Source organism: Stenotrophomonas sp. YJH_SMC_91, assembly GCF_059368495.1.
The window spans coordinates 171,871-189,395 of record NZ_JCAFRT010000005.1 but is presented as its reverse complement, the minus strand read 5'-3'; the positions used below and the strand labels follow the sequence as shown (position 1 = coordinate 189,395).

Annotated in this window: 20 protein-coding genes and 2 tRNA genes; 16 read left to right on the top strand and 6 right to left on the bottom strand. The window is 66.0% G+C overall.

The features are described from left to right. The first annotated feature begins 15 nt into the window (after window positions 1-15). The 9 genes from rpe to AC5P5X_RS09335 all read left to right on the top strand — a co-directional run bounded on the left by rpe (window position 16) and on the right by AC5P5X_RS09335 (window position 8,269). A complete protein-coding gene (rpe, locus tag AC5P5X_RS09375; protein WP_005411326.1) occupies window positions 16-690 on the top strand; it encodes a ribulose-phosphate 3-epimerase in 675 nt (224 codons plus the stop codon). 59 nt (window positions 691-749) lie between these two features. Beyond that, window positions 750-1,232: a GNAT family N-acetyltransferase gene (locus tag AC5P5X_RS09370; RefSeq protein ID WP_005414701.1), complete on the top strand. Its 483-nt coding sequence runs from the start codon at window positions 750-752 to the stop codon at window positions 1,230-1,232. 263 nt (window positions 1,233-1,495) lie between these two features. After that, a complete protein-coding gene (gene yegS / locus AC5P5X_RS09365; RefSeq protein WP_005414700.1) occupies window positions 1,496-2,425 on the top strand; it encodes a lipid kinase YegS in 930 nt (309 codons plus the stop codon). A gap of 301 nt (window positions 2,426-2,726) precedes the next feature. Then, a complete protein-coding gene (trpE, locus tag AC5P5X_RS09360; RefSeq protein WP_024957679.1) occupies window positions 2,727-4,202 on the top strand; it encodes an anthranilate synthase component I in 1,476 nt (491 codons plus the stop codon). Window positions 4,203-4,268: 66 nt separating this feature from the next. Next, complete coding sequence (locus tag AC5P5X_RS09355) at window positions 4,269-5,048, top strand: SIMPL domain-containing protein (protein WP_049407132.1); 780 nt, start codon at window positions 4,269-4,271, stop codon at window positions 5,046-5,048. Window positions 5,049-5,050: 2 nt separating this feature from the next. Further along, window positions 5,051-5,638 carry an anthranilate synthase component II gene (locus tag AC5P5X_RS09350; RefSeq protein WP_012481439.1) on the top strand — a complete coding sequence of 196 codons (588 nt, stop codon included), beginning with the start codon at window positions 5,051-5,053 and terminating at the stop codon, window positions 5,636-5,638. Between the two features lie 16 nt (window positions 5,639-5,654). After that, entirely contained in the window at window positions 5,655-6,686 is a 1,032-nt protein-coding gene (gene trpD / locus AC5P5X_RS09345; protein ID WP_049395616.1) for an anthranilate phosphoribosyltransferase, read from the top strand. Between the two features lie 75 nt (window positions 6,687-6,761). Beyond that, window positions 6,762-7,556, top strand: a complete 795-nt coding sequence (gene trpC / locus AC5P5X_RS09340; protein ID WP_049395626.1) for an indole-3-glycerol phosphate synthase TrpC — start codon at window positions 6,762-6,764, stop codon at window positions 7,554-7,556. Next, a complete protein-coding gene (locus AC5P5X_RS09335) occupies window positions 7,553-8,269 on the top strand; it encodes a haloacid dehalogenase-like hydrolase (protein ID WP_005411318.1) in 717 nt (238 codons plus the stop codon). The genes trpC and AC5P5X_RS09335 overlap by 4 nt, the downstream gene beginning before the upstream one ends. A 116-nt stretch (window positions 8,270-8,385) precedes the next feature. Here AC5P5X_RS09335 and AC5P5X_RS09330 read toward each other — a convergent pair whose 3' ends face one another. After that, a complete protein-coding gene (locus AC5P5X_RS09330) occupies window positions 8,386-9,147 on the bottom strand; it encodes a sulfite exporter TauE/SafE family protein (RefSeq protein ID WP_111188977.1) in 762 nt (253 codons plus the stop codon). 62 nt (window positions 9,148-9,209) lie between these two features. Beyond that, window positions 9,210-9,899, bottom strand: a complete 690-nt coding sequence (gene crp / locus AC5P5X_RS09325) for a cAMP-activated global transcriptional regulator CRP (protein WP_012481435.1) — start codon at window positions 9,897-9,899, stop codon at window positions 9,210-9,212. 149 nt (window positions 9,900-10,048) lie between these two features. Between crp and speD the strand changes: the two genes are divergently transcribed. Then, a complete protein-coding gene (gene speD / locus AC5P5X_RS09320) occupies window positions 10,049-10,843 on the top strand; it encodes an adenosylmethionine decarboxylase (RefSeq protein WP_005411315.1) in 795 nt (264 codons plus the stop codon). A 169-nt stretch (window positions 10,844-11,012) separates the two neighbouring features. After that, window positions 11,013-11,333 carry a DMT family transporter gene (locus AC5P5X_RS09315; RefSeq protein WP_005411314.1) on the top strand — a complete coding sequence of 107 codons (321 nt, stop codon included), beginning with the start codon at window positions 11,013-11,015 and terminating at the stop codon, window positions 11,331-11,333. An 86-nt stretch (window positions 11,334-11,419) separates the two neighbouring features. Here AC5P5X_RS09315 and coq7 read toward each other — a convergent pair whose 3' ends face one another. Further along, on the bottom strand, window positions 11,420-12,064 hold the full coding sequence (gene coq7, locus AC5P5X_RS09310) for a 2-polyprenyl-3-methyl-6-methoxy-1,4-benzoquinone monooxygenase (RefSeq protein ID WP_005411313.1): 645 nt from the start codon (window positions 12,062-12,064) through the stop codon (window positions 11,420-11,422). 198 nt (window positions 12,065-12,262) lie between these two features. Here coq7 and rplM point away from each other — a divergent pair, with 198 nt between their 5' ends. Next, a complete protein-coding gene (gene rplM / locus AC5P5X_RS09305) occupies window positions 12,263-12,691 on the top strand; it encodes a 50S ribosomal protein L13 (RefSeq protein WP_005414692.1) in 429 nt (142 codons plus the stop codon). A gap of 2 nt (window positions 12,692-12,693) precedes the next feature. Further along, on the top strand, window positions 12,694-13,086 hold the full coding sequence (gene rpsI, locus AC5P5X_RS09300; protein WP_005411311.1) for a 30S ribosomal protein S9: 393 nt from the start codon (window positions 12,694-12,696) through the stop codon (window positions 13,084-13,086). 322 nt (window positions 13,087-13,408) lie between these two features. On the opposite strand, the gene AC5P5X_RS09295 is transcribed toward rpsI, so the two are convergent. Further along, window positions 13,409-13,483, bottom strand: a tRNA-Gln gene (locus AC5P5X_RS09295). Between the two features lie 55 nt (window positions 13,484-13,538). Further along, window positions 13,539-13,615, bottom strand: a tRNA-Met gene (locus AC5P5X_RS09290). Between the two features lie 121 nt (window positions 13,616-13,736). Between AC5P5X_RS09290 and AC5P5X_RS09285 the strand changes: the two genes are divergently transcribed. The 3 genes from AC5P5X_RS09285 (at window position 13,737) to bfr (ending at window position 15,288) form a co-directional block, all read left to right on the top strand. Beyond that, complete coding sequence (locus tag AC5P5X_RS09285; RefSeq protein WP_005411310.1) at window positions 13,737-14,357, top strand: RNA pyrophosphohydrolase; 621 nt, start codon at window positions 13,737-13,739, stop codon at window positions 14,355-14,357. Between the two features lie 108 nt (window positions 14,358-14,465). Beyond that, window positions 14,466-14,675: a (2Fe-2S)-binding protein gene (locus AC5P5X_RS09280; protein ID WP_005411309.1), complete on the top strand. Its 210-nt coding sequence runs from the start codon at window positions 14,466-14,468 to the stop codon at window positions 14,673-14,675. Window positions 14,676-14,817: 142 nt separating this feature from the next. After that, on the top strand, window positions 14,818-15,288 hold the full coding sequence (gene bfr / locus AC5P5X_RS09275; RefSeq protein ID WP_005414691.1) for a bacterioferritin: 471 nt from the start codon (window positions 14,818-14,820) through the stop codon (window positions 15,286-15,288). A gap of 1 nt (window position 15,289) precedes the next feature. Here the strand turns inward: bfr and AC5P5X_RS09270 are convergent, their stop codons facing one another. Beyond that, a complete protein-coding gene (locus AC5P5X_RS09270) occupies window positions 15,290-17,524 on the bottom strand; it encodes an ATP-binding protein (RefSeq protein ID WP_111188976.1) in 2,235 nt (744 codons plus the stop codon). Between the last annotated feature and the right edge of the window lies 1 nt (window position 17,525).

The window sequence follows — 17,525 nt, the reverse complement described above, 5'->3', positions numbered from 1 at the left end:
TTGCAAGGCCCGGCCATGTCCCACTGCCTCATCGCCCCCTCCATCCTGTCCGCCAACTTCGCCCGCCTCGGCGAGGAAGTCGACAACGTCCTCGCCGCTGGCGCGGACTGGGTCCACTTCGACGTGATGGACAACCACTACGTGCCGAACCTGACCATCGGCCCGATGGTCTGCCAGGCGCTGCGCAAGCACGGCGTGACCGCGCCGATCGACGTGCACCTGATGGTCGAGCCGGTGGACCGCATCATCCCGGACTTCGCCGAGGCCGGTGCCACCTACATCAGCTTCCACCCGGAGGCGAGCCGCCACGTGCACCGCACCATCCAGCTGATCCGCTCGCTGGGCTGCAAGCCGGGCATCGTGCTGAACCCGGCCACGCCGGTGGACATCCTCGACTGGGTGCTGGAGGACCTGGACCTGGTGCTGCTGATGTCGGTCAACCCGGGCTTTGGTGGCCAGGCCTTCATCCCCTCGGCGCTGGACAAGCTGAAGGTGGTGCGCAAGATGATCGATGCCAGCGGCAAGGACATCCGCCTGGAGATCGACGGCGGCGTGAAGGCCGACAACATCGGCGAGATCGCGGCTGCCGGTGCCGACACCTTTGTCGCCGGCTCGGCCATCTTCAACGCCAAGACCAGCTACCAGGACGTGATCGCGCAGATGCGCGCCAACGTCGCCGCCGCCCGCTGACAAAAAGGGGACGGAGGGGATTAATCTCGTTTAATTCCCTCCGTCCCCTTTATCTGCGCATGGCACTGTTGAACATCCGTCCGGCCACCGTGGTCGATGCTGGCCTGATCCTGCATTTCATCCGCGAACTGGCCATCTACGAGAAGGCCGAGCATTCGGTACAGACCGATGAGATCGGCATCGCCGAAAGCCTGTTCGGCGCCGATGCGACCGCACGCGCGTTGATCTGCGAAGCCGACGGCGAGGCCATCGGCTATGCGGTGTATTTCTACAACTACTCCACCTGGCTGGGCCGCAAGGGCATCTATCTGGAAGACCTGTATGTCAGCCAGGAAAAGCGCGGCGTGGGCGCCGGCAAGGCACTGCTGAAGTACATCGCACGCCAGGCCGTAGCCGAGGGCTGCGGTCGCTTCGAATGGTCGGTGCTGGACTGGAACACCCCGGCCATCGAGTTCTACACCGCTGCCGGTGCGAAGCCGCAGGACGAGTGGACCGTGTACCGGCTGCAGGGCCAGGCGCTGCACGATTTCGCCAACGGGTGAAGCGAAGTGCATCCACGCATGGCGTGGATCTACCAACCGGGTGGGTGCGAACCTTGGTTCGCACTCCCTGCACACCCCAAAAAAAAAAGCCACGCCAATCACTGGCGTGGCCTCGCTGCATGCGTGGGAGGCTGATCCTGCCTCCATCCGTCGTCCCTGCTATGGACTCCCATTCTCCGGTAGCTGAATGACATCTGCGTGACATTCACCGCAGGCAAACAGCGCATTGCTAGCCTGTGCCACCGCATCCCTGGAAGCTCTGCATGACCACCCCGCGCTGGCGCCTGATCCTCAACGGCAAATCCGCCGGCAATGATGAGTTGCGCGACGCCGTCGGCCATTGGCGCGGACAGGGCGTGCAGCTGGAAGTGCGGGTGACCTGGGAGGACGGTGACGCCGAGCGCTATGTCGCCGAGGCGATCGACCATGGCGTGGATGTGATCGTGGCCGCCGGTGGCGATGGCACGCTCAGTGCGGTGGCCGAGACACTGGCGCATCGTGAGGAGCTGGCAGATGCGCTGCCCTCGCTGGCGCTGATCCCGATGGGGACCGCCAACGATTTCGCGACTGCGGCCGGCATACCGACCGAACCGAAGGAGGCCTTCGCCTTGATCGGGCAGGCGACGCCGCATGCCATTGACCTGTTGCGCGTGGACGCCGATGGCACCCAATGGTGGTGCGCTAATCTCGCCAGCGGTGGCTTCGGCACGCAGGTGACGGTGGAGACGGATGCGGGCTTGAAGAAGATGCTGGGCGGGCTGGCCTATGTGATCACCGGCATCGCCAAGCTCGGCCGCATCGAGCCGATCACCGCACGGTTGTCCGGTCCGGACTTCGCGTGGGAAGGCGACTTCATTGCGCTCGGCATCGGCAATGGTCGCCAGGCCGGTGGTGGCCAGCAGTTGTGCCCGCAGGCACTGATCGATGATGGGTTGCTGGATGTGACGGTGCTTCCGGAGCTGGAAGGGGAGGTCACCGCCACCCTCGGCCAGATGCTGAAGTCCGGCACCCAGGCTGCGCTGGAACAGCTGGCCACGCGTGCGCGGCTGCCGTGGCTGGAGGTCGCATCCGAGCGCCCGCTGACCCTCAATCTGGATGGCGAGCCGGTACAGGCCCGCCAGTTCCGCATCGAGTGCGTGCCGGGCAGGGTACGGATGCATCTTCCGGCTGGCTGCCCATTGCTGGGTGGGTAGGGGAGGTAGAGTCGACTGTTAGTCGACTGCTTCTCGTTCCGACGGCGTAAAACCCCGCGCTACGCGCGCAAGTCGACCAACAGTCGACTCTACCGGTCCGCGTCGTCGGTTCCCGTGGCTGGCCCCGCCCGTCCCGTGGTTCAGTTTCCCAGGGTTCCCCTGCCGTCCAAGCTGCGATACAGTCAAGGGGTGTCCAGCCTGACGACCCCGCATACCCTTTCTTCCGCACGCCGTTGGTGGCGATGGTGGCCCGTTGCCGTCGTCCGCCCCCATAACGCTGTGTCCCGGAAGGAAAGTCGTCTTGAACTCGCACGCTCAGTTTCAGCAGCAGGCCGCTGAAGGCCACACCCATATTCCCGTCGTCCGCGAAGTGCTGTCCGACCTGGACACGCCGCTTTCGGTCTATCTGAAGCTCGCCGACGGCCCCAATACCTACCTGTTTGAATCTGTCGAAGGCGGCGAGCGCTTTGGTCGTTACTCGATCATCGGCCTGCCGGCGCGCCGCGTGTACGCCTTCCACGGCCACACGCTGACCGTGCGCGAAGACGGCCAGGTGGTGGACACCCGCGAGGTGGCCGACCCGTTCGCCGAGGTCGAGGCGCTGCGCAGCGCCCACTCGGTGCCGAAGCTGGAAGGCCTGCCGGGCTTCACCGGTGGCCTGGTCGGCTGGTTCGGCTTCGAGTGCATCGGCTACATCGAACCACGCCTGGCCCCGCCGGCCGGCCGCGATGAGCTGGGCACGCCGGACATCCTGCTGCTGGACTCCAACGAGCTGGCCGTGTTCGACAACCTCAAGGGCCGCCTGTACCTGATCGTGCACGCCGACCCGCGTGTCGACGGCGCCTTCGAACAGGCGCAGGCGCGCCTGGATGCACTGACTGCCAAGCTGCGCGCGCCGGGCGCCGGCTATCCGGCACCGCTCAACAGCGATGTGCTGGATGAATCCGATTTCGTCTCCGGTTTCACCCGCGAAGGCTTCGTCGATGCGGTCCAGCGCAGCAAGGAATACATCCGCGCCGGTGACATCTTCCAGGTGGTGCTCAGCCAGCGCCTGAGCGTGCCGTTCAAGGCGCGGCCGGTGGATGTGTACCGCGCGCTGCGTGCACTGAATCCGTCGCCGTACATGTATTTCCTGGATGTCGGCGACCTGCAGGTGGTCGGCTCCTCGCCGGAAATCCTGGTGCGCCTGCAGGATGGCGAAGTCACCGTGCGCCCGATCGCCGGTACCCGCCCGCGTGGCGCCACGCCCGAGCAGGACCTGGCGCTGGAAGCCGAGCTGCTGGCCGACCCGAAGGAACGCGCCGAGCACCTGATGCTGATCGACCTCGGCCGCAACGATGCCGGTCGTGTGTCCAGGGCGGGCACCGTGGAAGTGGGCGAGCAGTTCGTGATCGAGCGCTACAGCCACGTCATGCACATCGTCAGCGAAGTGACCGGGCAGCTGCAGCCGGGCCTGAGCTACGCCGACGTGCTGCGTGCCACCTTCCCGGCAGGCACCGTCAGCGGCGCGCCGAAGATCCGCGCGCTGGAAGTGATCCGCGAGCTGGAACCGATCAAGCGCAATGTCTACGCAGGCAGCATCGGCTACATCGGCTGGCACGGCGATGCCGATACCGCGATCGCGATCCGCACCGCGGTGATCAAGGACGGCCGCCTGTACGTGCAGGCCGGCGCCGGCATCGTCTACGACTCGGACCCGGACAAGGAATGGGACGAGACGATGAACAAGGGCCGCGCGCTGTTCCGCGCCGTTGCCCAGGCTGCCAAGGGCCTGTAAGCCTGCCTCGCCACGGCGCCGCGCCGTGGTCGTTCCGCTGTTCCCGTTGAAGACAAGGAGTACCGCATGAAGCTGCTGAGCGCATTGCTGTGGTCGTCACTGCTGGCCACGATGGCCCCGTCTGCGTGGGCGCAGGCCAATACCATTCCCTCGCAGCCGCACCTGCTGGTGAAGGGCGAGGCGCGTCGCGTGGTGATGCCGGACCGGTTCGGCCTGCAGTTGAACATCGAAGAGACCGACATGGACGCCGACGCCGCGCGCCGCCGCGTGCAGGACAACGTTGCCCGCGTGCTGGCACTGTTCAAGCAGCACAAGGCGGTGGAAGGCAGCGTGCGCGCGGACAACCTGCGGATTGGTCCTGCGACGCGCTATGAGCAGAATCGGCAGGTTTTCATCGGCACCCGCGTGTCACGCCAACTGCGCGCCAGCTTCGCCAGCGTCCAGCAGATGCAGGACGTGCTGGGGGCGCTGAAGGCCAACGAGAACGTGCAGGTCAGCAGCGTGGCCCCGACCTACTCGGGCGAAGTGGCGCTGCGCCGCGAACTCAAGGGCGAGGCGGCGGCCCAGACCCGCCAGTCTGCGCAGGGCCTGGCCAAGGCCTACGGCACCCAGCTGCGTGGCCTGTACAGCATCTCCGATGTGGCGCCGAACTTCGCCTATGGCGTGCAGGCGGGCAACTGGCCCAGCAGTGGGGATCTGGTGACGCCGCCCTCGCCGCCCGCGCCCGAGGCACCGATGAACAGCATCGAGACCACGGGCTCGCGCCTGCGCGAGTCGGTGGAAGCCGGCCCCATCACCTACACCGAAAACGTGTACGCCATTTTCCTGATAAGCGACGGAACCTGACCATGTTGTGGATGATCGACAACTACGACAGCTTCACCTACAACCTCGTGCAGTACCTGCAGACGCTGGGCGCCGAGGTGAAGGTGGTGCGCAACGATGCAATGAGCGTGGACGAGATCGCCGCGCAGAAGCCCGAGCGCATCGTCATCTCGCCCGGCCCGTGCACGCCCAACGAAGCGGGCGTGTCGCTGGAACTGATCGAGCGCCTGGGCCCGACCACGCCGATCCTCGGCGTGTGCCTGGGCCACCAGGGCATCGGCCAGGTCTACGGCGGCACGGTCATCCGTGCCGGCAACATCATGCACGGCAAGACCTCGCCGATCCGCCATGAAGGCAAGGGCGTTTTCGCTGGCCTGCCGGACCGCTACCAGGCCACCCGCTACCACTCGCTGGTGGTGGACAAGAACAGTCTGCCGGACTGCCTGGAAGTGACTGCCTGGACCGAGAACGACGACGGCTCGATCGAAGAGATCATGGGCCTGCGCCACCGCCAGTTCCCGGTGGAAGGCGTGCAGTTCCATCCCGAGTCCATCCTCACCGAACACGGCCACGCCCTGCTGCGCAATTTCCTGCAGCGCCCGGCGGCCTGATCCAAGGAGCATTCCCATGAGCTTCTCCCCCCAGGAAGCCCTGCATCGCACCATCGAACATCGCGAAATCTTCTTCGACGAAATGGTCGACCTGATGCGGCAGATCATGCGTGGCGACGTGTCGCCGATGATGACCGCCGCCATCCTCACCGGCCTGCGTGTGAAGAAGGAAACCATCGACGAGATCGCCGCTGCGGCCACGGTCATGCGTGAATTCGCGCTGGCCGTGCCGGTGGCCGATACCACCCACCTGGTCGACATCGTCGGCACCGGGGGCGATGGCTCGCACACCTTCAACATCTCCACCTGTGCGATGTTCGTCGCCGCTGCGGCCGGTGCGCGCGTGGCCAAGCACGGCAACCGCAGCGTGTCGTCCAAGTCCGGCAGCGCCGATGCGGTGGAAGCGCTGGGCGCGGCCATCGAGCTGCAGCCGGCCCAGGTGGCCGCCGCGATCGAACAAACCGGTATCGGCTTCATGTTCGCGCCCATCCACCATCCGTCGATGAAGGTGGTCGCGCCGGTCCGCCGCGAGATGGGCGTACGCACCATCTTCAACATCCTTGGCCCGCTGACCAACCCGGCCAGCGCGCCGTCGGTGCTGATGGGCGTGTTCCACCCCGATTTAGTGGGTATCCAGGCACGCGTGCTGCGCGAGTTGGGCACCGAGCGCGCGATGGTGGTCTGGGGCCGTGACAACATGGACGAGATCTCGCTGGGCGCCGGCACCCTGGTCGGCGAACTGCGCGACGGCAAGGTGCGCGAGTACGAGATCCACCCGGAGGACTTCGGCATCGCCATGTCGGCCAGCCGCAACCTGCGCGTGGACGGCCCGGAACAGTCCATCCAGATGCTGCGCGCCGTGCTCGACAACGAGCCGGGCCCGGCGCTGGACATCGTCGCGCTGAATGCCGGTGCCGCCCTGTACGTGGCCGGTGTGGCCAGCGACATCGGCGATGGCCTGGCCCGCGCCCGTGCCGCCATCGCCAATGGCAGCGCCCGCCAGCGCCTGCAGCAGTATGTGGAGACCACCCGCGCGCTGGTTGCCTGAGCGCGCGGTTCAGCCTGACCCTCTCGATGGCCGATAATGGCCGTCCTCACCGCCCCCCGCACCGACCCGAAGACGATGAGCGACATCCTGCAGACGATCCTGGCCCGCAAGGCCGAAGAAGTGGCCCAGCGCCGCGCCCAGCGCCCGTTCGAGGAGCTGCAGGCCGCCGTGGCCAGCGCCCCGCCGGTACGTGGCTTCGTGCGCGCGCTGCAGGCGGCGGTGGCCAATGGCGACCCGGCGGTGATTGCCGAGGTGAAGAAGGCCAGCCCCTCCAAGGGCGTGATCCGCCCGGATTTCCGCCCGGCCGACATCGCCGTCAGCTACGAGTTCGGTGGCGCCAGCTGCCTGTCGGTGCTGACCGACGTGGACTTCTTCCAGGGCGCCGACGCCTATCTGCAGCAGGCCCGCGAAGCCTGCACGCTGCCGGTGCTGCGCAAGGATTTCGTCATCGACGCCTACCAGGTGTACGAGGCGCGCGTGCTGGGCGCCGACTGCATCCTGCTGATCGTCGCCGCGCTGGACGATACCCAGCTGGCCACGTTGTCCGAGCTGGCGCTGTCGCTGGGCATGGACGTGCTGGTGGAAGTGCATGACATCGATGAACTGGAGCGCGCGCTGCAGGTGCCGGCGCCGATGATCGGCATCAACAACCGCAACCTGCGCACCTTCGAGGTGTCGCTGCAGACCACGCTGGACATGCAGCAGGCGGTGCCGCGTGACCGCCTGCTGGTCACCGAGAGTGGCATCCTCGGCCCGCAGGACGTCGCGCTGATGCGCGATGCCGGCATCCATGCATTCCTGGTCGGCGAGGCCTTCATGCGCGTGGAAGAGCCGGGCGAGGGCCTGCGTCAGCTATTCTTCGCGGCATGACAACGCACTATCCGACGCCGCGCGACGATGCGCCGCTGGTGGTCTTCGATTTCGACCACACCCTCTACGACGGCGATTCGGGCACCCATCTGTTCGCCTCGCTGATCAAGCGCAACCCGCTGCGCATGCTGGCCGCGCTGCTGGTCACGCCGATCGCCGGGCCGTTGGTGGCGATGCTGCCGACCCGCCGAACGGGTATTTCGGTCTACGTGTGGATCGGCAGCTTCGGCCTGCACCGTGCGCGCGATTTCAACAAGGTGATCGATGCCTACGTGCTGCGCAACGAGGCGCAGATGCGCGCCAAGCTGCTGCCGCAGGCGCTGGAGGTGTTCGCCGCGCACCGCGCCAAGGGCGACCGTGTAGTGGTCGCCACCGGCGCGCCGCCGGAACTGGCCCGCGCCATCCTGGCGTTCGTTGCCCACCAGGACGTGCCGGTGATCGGCACCGAGGTCGGCCCGCGACTGGGCGGCGTCGGCCCGACCCGCCACTGCCACAACGAAGAAAAGATGCGCATGCTGCGCGAGCGCGGCTACGGCAATATCGACATCGCCTACTCCGACAGCACTGCCGACCTGCCGTTGCTGCTGGCCGCCAAGGCGCCGGTGGTGGTGAACCCGAAGCGATCCAGGGTGGACTTCTTCCGCCGCGTGCTGCCGGCCGGCACCCGCATCCTCAACTGGGGCTGCGTGGACCGCGGCGGCGACAAGGCGTAGCCCGGGGCCGGATCCCGTCCGGGGCCTGACCCCATCGCACGATGACGGATCTGCCGGCCAGCGGCCGGCACTACCCTCCTCCGTCCCGGTAGTGCCGGCCGCTGGCCGGCAAACGCTCAATGCCCCAGCTGCCCGTACACCGCATGGCCGATCTGGAACAGGCTGATCCCCAGCACCAGCACGCCAACGGCCACCAGCACCCAGCGCTCCTTCACCCGCTTGACCAGGATCGCCGCCACCGGCGCGGCCATCATGCCGCCGATCAGCAGGCCGGCGACGATCTGCAGGTGCTGCACGCCCATCGACAACAGGAAGGTCGCTGACACGGTCAACGTGACCACGAACTCGGCCGCGTTGACTGTACCGATGGTGGTGCGCGCCTGGCCGCCACGGGCGAGCAGGGTGGACGTGGCGATCGGTCCCCAGCCGCCACCGCCGCTGGCGTCGAGCAGGCCCGCGAAGAAGCCCAGTACCGGCACCCGGCGGATCTCGCCCTTGGGCATCCAGCGCCCCGCGGCGCGCGCCAGGATGATGATCGCCAGCACCAGCAGGTACAGGTAGATCAGCGGCCGGATGATCTCGCCCGGGATCTGGGTGAGCACGTACGCGCCCAGGGCGCCGCCCACCGCACCGGGCAGGGCCAGCCGCAGGAACAGGCGTTTATCGACATTCCCGGCGGCGAGGTGCGACACACCCGAGGCGCCGGTGGTGAACACTTCAGCGGTGTGGATGCTGGCGCTGACCTGCGCCGGTGGCAGGCCCATGCTCAGCATCACCGACGAGGACACCAGGCCGAAGGCCATGCCCAGTGCGCCGTCAACCAGCTGCGCGCCAAGGCCGATGAGGATGAACCACCAGAATTCGCTGCTCAGTTCCATGCACCGAGCCTAGCGCGCGAAGGAGTGCGGACCAAGGTCCGCACCCACCGGGTGCTCAACGGTCAACGGGTGCCGTACAGCACCACGGTCTTGCCGCGGGCATGCAGCAGGCCGTCGGTCTGCAGCTTCTTCAGCACGCGGCCGGCCATTTCGCGCGAGCAGCCGACCAGGCGCGCCAGTTCCTGGCGTGACACGCGCAGCTGGCTGCCCTGCGGATGGCTCATCGCTTCTGGTTCCTGCGCCAGATCGTGCAGTGTGCGCACGATCCGATCGGTAACATCCAGGAATGCCAGGCGACTGGCCTTGCGGCTGGTATCGAGCAGGCGCTTGGAGATCTGCTGGCCCAGCGCATACAGCAGGCGCGGGGCGTCGGCCGACAGCGGGCCGAGGAACAGCTGGTGCAGGCGCTCGTAGCTGATTTCGGCCAGTTCGCAGGCGGTACGGGTCCGCAGGATCACCTCGCGGCGGTCCGATTCGACGAACAGGCCCATTTCGCCAACGAACTCGCCGGCACCGAAGTAGCCCAGCACAAGCTCTCGATCGTCATCTTCCTCGGCCATGATTGAAACCGAGCCGCTGACAACGTAATACAGGGTTCCCGCCGGGTCACCGGGTCGGAAGACGTCGGTACGGGTGGGATATCGCCGCCGGTGGCTGTGCGCCAGGAAACGATCGATGGTGGCGATATCCAAGGCCAGTGGACTGCTAGCTAGGCGCACGGTTGACACGATAGGGGCGCTCCCTCTGCGCATGAACGGATTCACGGGGTCGATAGCGGAGCTTAACCAGCGCAATTGTTAAGGGCAAACAGTGTGCCAGAACTCTTGCGTCTTCACGTTCCCCCCGGGGGCAGTTTGCCCCATAATTCCCCCTTTCCCTTCTTACACAGGAATCGACCGCCGTGGTCAAGCCGTTGCCTCGCCTGAGGCTGCAGGGTTTCAACAACCTCACCAAGGCGCTGAGCTTCAACATCTATGACGTGTGTTACGCGCGCACCGAAGAGGAGCGTCAGCGTTACATTGAATACATCGATGAAGAGTACAACGCCGACAGGCTGACTCAAATCTTGACCGATGTCGCCGAGATCATCGGCGCCAACATCCTGAACGTGGCCCGCCAGGACTACGACCCGCAGGGTGCCTCGGTGACCATCCTGATCTCCGAAGAGCCGGTGATCGACAAGAAGCTGGCCGGCAAGGAGCTGATCTCCGACGCCGTGGTCGCGCACATGGACAAGAGCCACATCACTGTCCACACCTACCCGGAAACCCATCCGCAGGAAGGTATCGCGACGTTCCGCGCGGACATCGACGTGGCCACCTGTGGCGTCATTTCCCCGCTGAAGGCCCTGAACTACCTGATCGAGAGCCTTGAGTCGGACATCGTGATCATGGACTACCGCGTCCGTGGCTTCACCCGCGATGTGAAGGGCAAGAAGCACTTCATCGACCACAAGATCAACTCGATCCAGAACTTCCTGGCCAAGAACATCAAGTCGCGTTACGAGATGTTCGACGTCAACGTCTACCAGGAAAACATCTTCCACACGAAGATGCACCTGAAGGACTTCGACCTGGACCAGTACCTGTTCGAGGAAAAGGCCAAGAACCTGTCGTTCAAGGAACGCATGAAGATCGAAGCGCTGCTCAAGCGCGAGATCGAAGAGCTGTTCCACGGCCGCAACCTGTCCGAGTAAGCACCATGTGCGATGCCCGCAGGCATCGCCACCCAGGCGGGACGACCCGCCCCGTGGAACCAGTGCCCCCGCACGCGTTACAGTTCCACGGTGATGTACCGACCCACGGCCCGGTGTGAAAACACCGGGCCGTTTCGTTTTTTTCAAAAAAGGTAAGGAGCCCCCACCCATGCCCTGGATCTACCTGCTGCTGGCCGGCCTGTTCGAGATCGGTTTCGCCCTCGGAATGAAGTACTCCGAAGGCTTCAGCAAACCCCTGCCCACCGCTGCCACGGTGGTATCCGCGCTGATCAGCCTGTACCTGATGAGCCAGGCGATGAAGAGCATCCCGGTCGGCACGGCCTACGCGATCTGGACCGGTATCGGTGCCATGGGCGTGGCGGTGCTGGGCATCTACCTGTTCAACGACAGCGCATCGCCGGCCCGCCTGGCCTGCGTGGGCCTGATCGTGGCTGGTGTGATCGGCCTGAAGCTGGTCTCGCCGAACTGATTGATGGCCCGACCAACGGTCGGGCCCCACCGTCGGCCCCCCCCCGCACCTCCTGGTAGGCCCGCACCGTTGGTGCGGGCGACCCTTCAAATGCGGTAGGCGATGGTCTTCATCACCCTGGAGGCCAGTGCCATCACGCCCGGGATCGGGAACGGCAGGCGGCGAGCGCCGGCCTGCTCGGCGTGGTCCGCATGGCGGGCCTCGTCTTCCTTCATCACCGCGATGACCGCGCGGCTGCGCAGGTCGCCGGCCGGCAGGTCGACCAGGTGCTCGTCCAGGTGGGCCTCCACCTGGCGCTCGGTCTCGACCACGAAGCCCAGGTTCCAGCCGTCGCCGCGCAGCCCGGCCAGGGTGCCGATGGTGTAGCTGCCGGCGTACCAAAGCGGGTTGAACAGGCTCGGACGGCTGTCCAGTTCGGCCAGCCGGGTGGCGCACCAGGCCAGGTGGTCGGTTTCTTCCTGCGCCGCTTCCAGCAGGTGTTCCCGCGTGGCCGGGTCGCGCGCCACGGCGGCCTGGCCGAAGTACAGGCCCTGCGCGCAGACCTCGCCGACGTGGTTGATCCGCATCAGGCCTGCGGCATGACGCCGCTCGGCGCTGTCCATGCCGGGCTCGCCGGTGTCCGTGGCGGGGTAGGGGCGGGCCGCCGGCGGATTGCCGAACACTGTGTCCAGGGCGCGCTGCGCCTCGGTCAGCAGGTGGTCCAGCGGAGTGGTCTGGCGGAGCACGGTCATGGCAGTACGCGGTGGAGCGGAAGACCCCCCGATTCTCGCCCGGCCCCGCGCCCCTGCCAACCCGGCCCAGGGGACGGGTTGCGCTCCCGCGGCAGGATGAGTACAATCCCGCCTCTTACGCTTCACCTTTTCACAACGCGTGGCAGAGTTCCGGCGAGCCTTTCGCCGCAATGAGCCCGACCTAACCTAGAGTTCTTCATGAGCACTTTCACTGCCAAGAACGAGACCGTCCAGCGCGACTGGTACCTCGTCGACGCCGAGGGCAAGACCCTGGGCCGTCTCGCCACCGAGCTGGCCCGCCGTCTGCGTGGCAAGCACAAGCCGGTCTACACCCCGCACGTTGATACCGGCGACTACCTGGTCGTCATCAATGCAGAAAAGATTGCCGTCACCGGCAAGAAGCTGCAGGACAAGATGTATCACCGTTTCACCGGTTACATCGGCAACCTGAAGACCGAGTCCCTGGCCCAGGCGCTGGAGCGCCACCCGGAGCGCGTGATCGAGATCGCCGTCAAGGGCATGCTGCCGAAGGGCCCGCTGGGTCGCCAGATGTACCGCAAGCTCAAGGTCTACGCTGGCACTGAGCATCCGCACGCCGCACAGCAGCCGCAGGTTCTGGATATCTAATCATGGCTATCACTCAAAACTACGGCACTGGCCGCCGCAAGTCCTCCACCGCTCGCGTGTTCCTGCGCAAGGGTTCGGGCAACATCACCGTCAATGGCCGTCCGCTGGACGAGTTCTTCGGTCGTGAGACCGCGCGCATGATCGTGCGCCAGCCGCTCGAGCTGACCAAGAACACCGAGAGCTTCGACATCCTGGTCACCGCCGCTGGCGGCGGCACCACCGGCCAGGCCGGTGCGATCCGTCTGGGCATCGCCCGTGCTCTGGTCGAGTACGACGAAACCCTGAAGTCCGAGCTGCGCAAGGCTGGCTTCATGACCCGTGACGCCCGTGAAGTCGAGCGTAAGAAGGTCGGTCTGCACAAGGCCCGCCGCGCCACCCAGTTCTCCAAGCGCTGATTTACCGCGCCTGGTTGGGCTCCTTCGGGAGCCCGCTGGATGAAAAAGCAAAAGCCCGGCTTCGGCCGGGCTTTTGTCGTTCCGGGGTCATGGATTTCCTGGTTGCCGGCCAGCGGCCGGCACTACCCGTGGTCTCGCGTGTCGGGAGGGTGGGGTCAGGGCCTTTCCCTGCGGAAAAGGATCCGACCCTGGGGTTCTTTCTGGAGAAGAGCCCCCTTGTTGTTCAAGGGGGTGTGCCGACAGGCGCGGGGACAAGGTGGAATGCGCGACCAGATTAAAAGCAAAAGGCCAGATCTTTCGATCTGGCCTTTTGTTTTTAATTTGGCTGCCCCGGATGGATTCGAACCACCGAATGCCTGAGTCAGAGTCAGGTGCCTTACCGCTTGGCGACGGGGCAAAACATGCAACTATTTTCTCACTTTTCACGCTGAAAAACAACTTGATTTTCAGTGTGGTGGCTATGGGTGGACTCGAACCACCGACCCCAGCATTATGAGTGCTGTGCTCTAACCGGCTGAGCTACATAGCCTTGGTGAGCCCGCTATTCTGCGGATGTGTACCGCCCCTGTCAACACTTTTGTGTCGTGCTTGTGGGCCGACAGAGGGCATGGGATAGTCCCGGCCAGTAGATTTTCTTAGGAGTCCGCATCGTGATCGATCCGGACGGCTATCGACCGAACGTCGGCATCGTGCTGATGCGGCAGGACGGCCAGGTGTTCTGGGCACGACGCGTGCGCCGGGACGGCTGGCAGTTCCCGCAGGGTGGCATGAACACCGACGAGACGCCTGTCGAGGCCATGTATCGTGAACTGCAGGAAGAGACCGGCCTGCTGCCCGAGCATGTGGAAGTGCTCGGGGCGACGCCCGGCTGGCTGCGCTACAAGCTGCCGGCGCGGGCCATCCGCCGCAATGAGCGGCAGGTCTGCATCGGCCAGAAGCAGGTCTGGTTCCTGCTGCGCCTGACCGGCGACGAATCCCACGTGAAGCTGGACCACACCGACTCGCCCGAGTTCGACCACTGGCGCTGGGTGGACTTCTGGTACCCGGTGGAGCATGTGGTGATGTTCAAGCGTGGCGTCTATGCGCGTGCGTTGCGACATCTGGCGCCGCTGGCCCGCGGGGTGGCCGGGCAGGGGGTTACCGCCATGCCCAAGAGCGCCGCCGAAGCCTGGATGCCTGGCCATACCGCCGGGCACGACCGCCCACGCAAGCGCCCTCGGACCCGCGGCTACTGGCCGAAGAAGGCCACGGGCGATGGCCCGGCCAGCTGACGGGCTGAACGGTATCGAGAATGGTTCAGGTCTCTGATTGACAACCATTCTCGTTTCCATTGGAATAGCCAACAGGCCGCTTCTGGCCTGCCAGCCCGGTTCACGCCTGTGTACGTCTGCATCTGCAACGGAGTCACCGACCACCAGATCCGCGAAGCCGCCAGCCATGGCGTCAGTACGGTGGCCGAACTGACCATGCGTACCGGCTGTGGCGCTACCTGCGGTTCCTGCCTGGACATGGCCGGCGATCTGCTGGCCAAGGCGCGTGCCACCCACGATCTGCCGCTGCCGGTATTGGGTCTGGCCCAGGTCGCCTGATCGTCTCTTGGCGGCGCGTTGACGGCGCGCTTTCGCATTCTTCACGTGCGGCCGCACAGGCCAATGCGCACGATTCGCGTTCCTTCACGGCTGCAGGCAAGGCGTTAAAGTGCCTGCGTTTTCAGCGTGCAGGAGCATCCCCATGAAGGGCGACACCAAGGTCATCGAATTCCTCAACAAGGTCCTCTACAACGAGCTGACCGCGATCAACCAGTACTTCCTGCATGCCAAGATGCTGAAGAACTGGGGCATCAAGGAACTGGCCGAACACGAGTACAAGGAATCGATCGACGAGATGAAGCATGCCGACATGCTCGCCGACCGCATCCTGTTCCTCGAAGGCCTGCCGAACTTCCAGGCGCTGGGCAAGCTGCGCATTGGTGAGAACCCGACCGAGATCCTGCAGTGCGACCTGTCGCTGGAACGCGATGGCGTGGTCACCCTGCGCGAGGCCGTGGCGTATGCCGATTCGGTCGGCGACTACGTCAGCCGCCAGCTGTTCGTGAAGATCCTTGATTCGGAAGAAGAGCACATCGACTGGCTGGAAACCCAGCTCGACCTGATCGAGCGCATCGGTGAACCGAAGTACCTGCTGAGCAAGCTGGAAGAGTGAGTCAGCCGGCCTGGCCGGCGCGATGCTGTGCCAGGTAGCCCGTCAGTGCAACGCGCGCTCGGGCGAATTCCGCAACCAGCAGCGCCACCGCTACTGCGGGGCGCTGCAGGCTGCCGCTGCGGGCTTCGTGCTCGATGCGCTGCGCGACTGACGACAGCGACAGTGCGCCCACGTTCGCGCTGGATGACTTGAGGCTGTGCGCGACGGCCTGCAGGCGAGGCTCCTCGCCGTTCTGCGCGGCCTGCTGCAGCTGCTGCACCATTGCCGGCGCATCCTCCAGGAACACCGAGACGATCTGGATGGCGCTCTCCCCGATCACTGCATGCAGTTCGTCCAGCACGTCGCGGTCCAGCACCGGCTGCGGCTTGGAGCCGACTCGGCTGTCATCGTCCTGTAGAGCCGAGCCATGCTCGGCTGATGGAGCGCGACGGCTATCGGCCGTCAGCCGGGCATGGCTCGGCTCTATCGAAGGCCGTGCAGGTGATGCGGTTTTGCCGCCGCCCCAGCGCTGCAGCAGCGCATGCAGGGTGGCGCGTGCAATCGGCTTGGACAGATAGTCGTCCATGCCGGCCTGCAGGCAGCGCTCGCGGTCACCGGCCATGGCATTGGCGGTCATCGCGATGATCGGCAGGCGCGGGCGCCCGTTTTCCACTTCCTCGGCGCGCCAGCGGCGGGTGGCGGCATAGCCGTCCAGCACCGGCATCTGGCAATCCATCAGCACCACATCCACGTCGCCTTCGCGCAGGGCAAGCAACGCCTGCTCGCCATCGGCGGCGTTGCGCACTTCGCACTGGAACACGCGCAGCAGCTGCTCGGCCACCATGCGGTTGACCGTGTTGTCCTCCACCAGCAGCACGCGCAGGTGCAGCGGCGGCAGCGTGGGCGTGGGCTGGCCCTGTCCGGCGTTGGCCAGCAGCGCGGCAGGGCGCGCATGCGCAACCGGTGCAGCCAGCAGTGCATGCAGCCCAGCGTCGTCGAAATGCGAGGGTAGCTGCCGCTGGCGTGGGCGTGGCGGAAGGGCATCGTCCTGCAGCCACAGCACCTGCAGCCCGTCGTCTTCGCCACGTTCGGCCAACGCCTGTTGCAGCGTCGCTTCACCGATGCGGCGCGCACGTGCATCGACCAGCAGCCACGCCGGTGCCGGTTGCCCCGGCCTCGGCACCGCGCGCAGGCGCTCGACCACGGCATCGAACTGCGCCAGGGCGTGCACCAGCAGTCCATGATGGGCCGCGATGCGCTCGATGCGTGCCTGCAGGATGGCATCGCTACTGAACAGCAGCAGCGCGTCTGGCGTGCGCGCCATGGCCGGCAGGTCGCCGGGCACCTTCAACAACGGGATCTCGAACCAGAACGTGGCGCCCTGGCCGGGCGTGGACAGCACGCCGATGCGCCCGTGCATCAGGTCGATGATGCGCTTGCAGATCGCCAGGCCCAGGCCGGTGCCACCGTAGATGCGGGTCGTTGAGGCATCGGCCTGGCTGAAGGACTGGAACAGGCGCGCCTGCAGTGCGTCGTCGATGCCGATGCCGGTGTCGATGATCTCGAAGCGCAGCTGGTGCTGTGCGGGACCTTCGCCCAGGCGCTGCACGCGCAGCTGTACCTGGCCGCGCGCGGTGAACTTGATCGCGTTGGCCAGCAGGTTGCTCAACACCTGGCGCAGGCGTACCGGGTCGCCACGCACCGGCAGGCGCACCGACGGGTCCAGCTGCAGCCCCAGCGACAGGCCCTTGGCGTCGGCGGCGCGCTGCATCAGCTGCACCACGCCATCGAGCAGGTCGCGCAGGTTGAAGCTGGTGATCTCCAGTTCCAGCGCCTGTGCTTCCAGCCGCGAGTAGTCGAGGATGTCGTCGACGATGCGCAGCAGCTGCTGCGAGCTGGCCGAGGCGGTGGCCAGCATCTGCCGCTGGTCCTCGCCCAGCGGGCCGCGTGCGATCAGCTCCAGCATCGGCAGGATGCCGTTGAGCGGCGTACGGATCTCGTGGCTCATCGTGGCCAGGAACTCACCCTTGGCCAGCACCGCCGCCTCGGCGGCCTGCTTGGCCTGCAGCAGCTGCTGTTCCAGCTGCCCCTGTCGTTCGGTGGTGCGGCGCAGCTGGTCACGTTCGGCGGCCAGCAGGCTGCGCTCGCGCTGCAGCTGGGCCAGTGCCCGGTTGCGCGCGCGCAGCCGCAGGCCCAACAGCAGCGCGCTGATGGAGGCCGCAGCAAGGGCAACCAGCAGCGCGACCCACATCGGCACG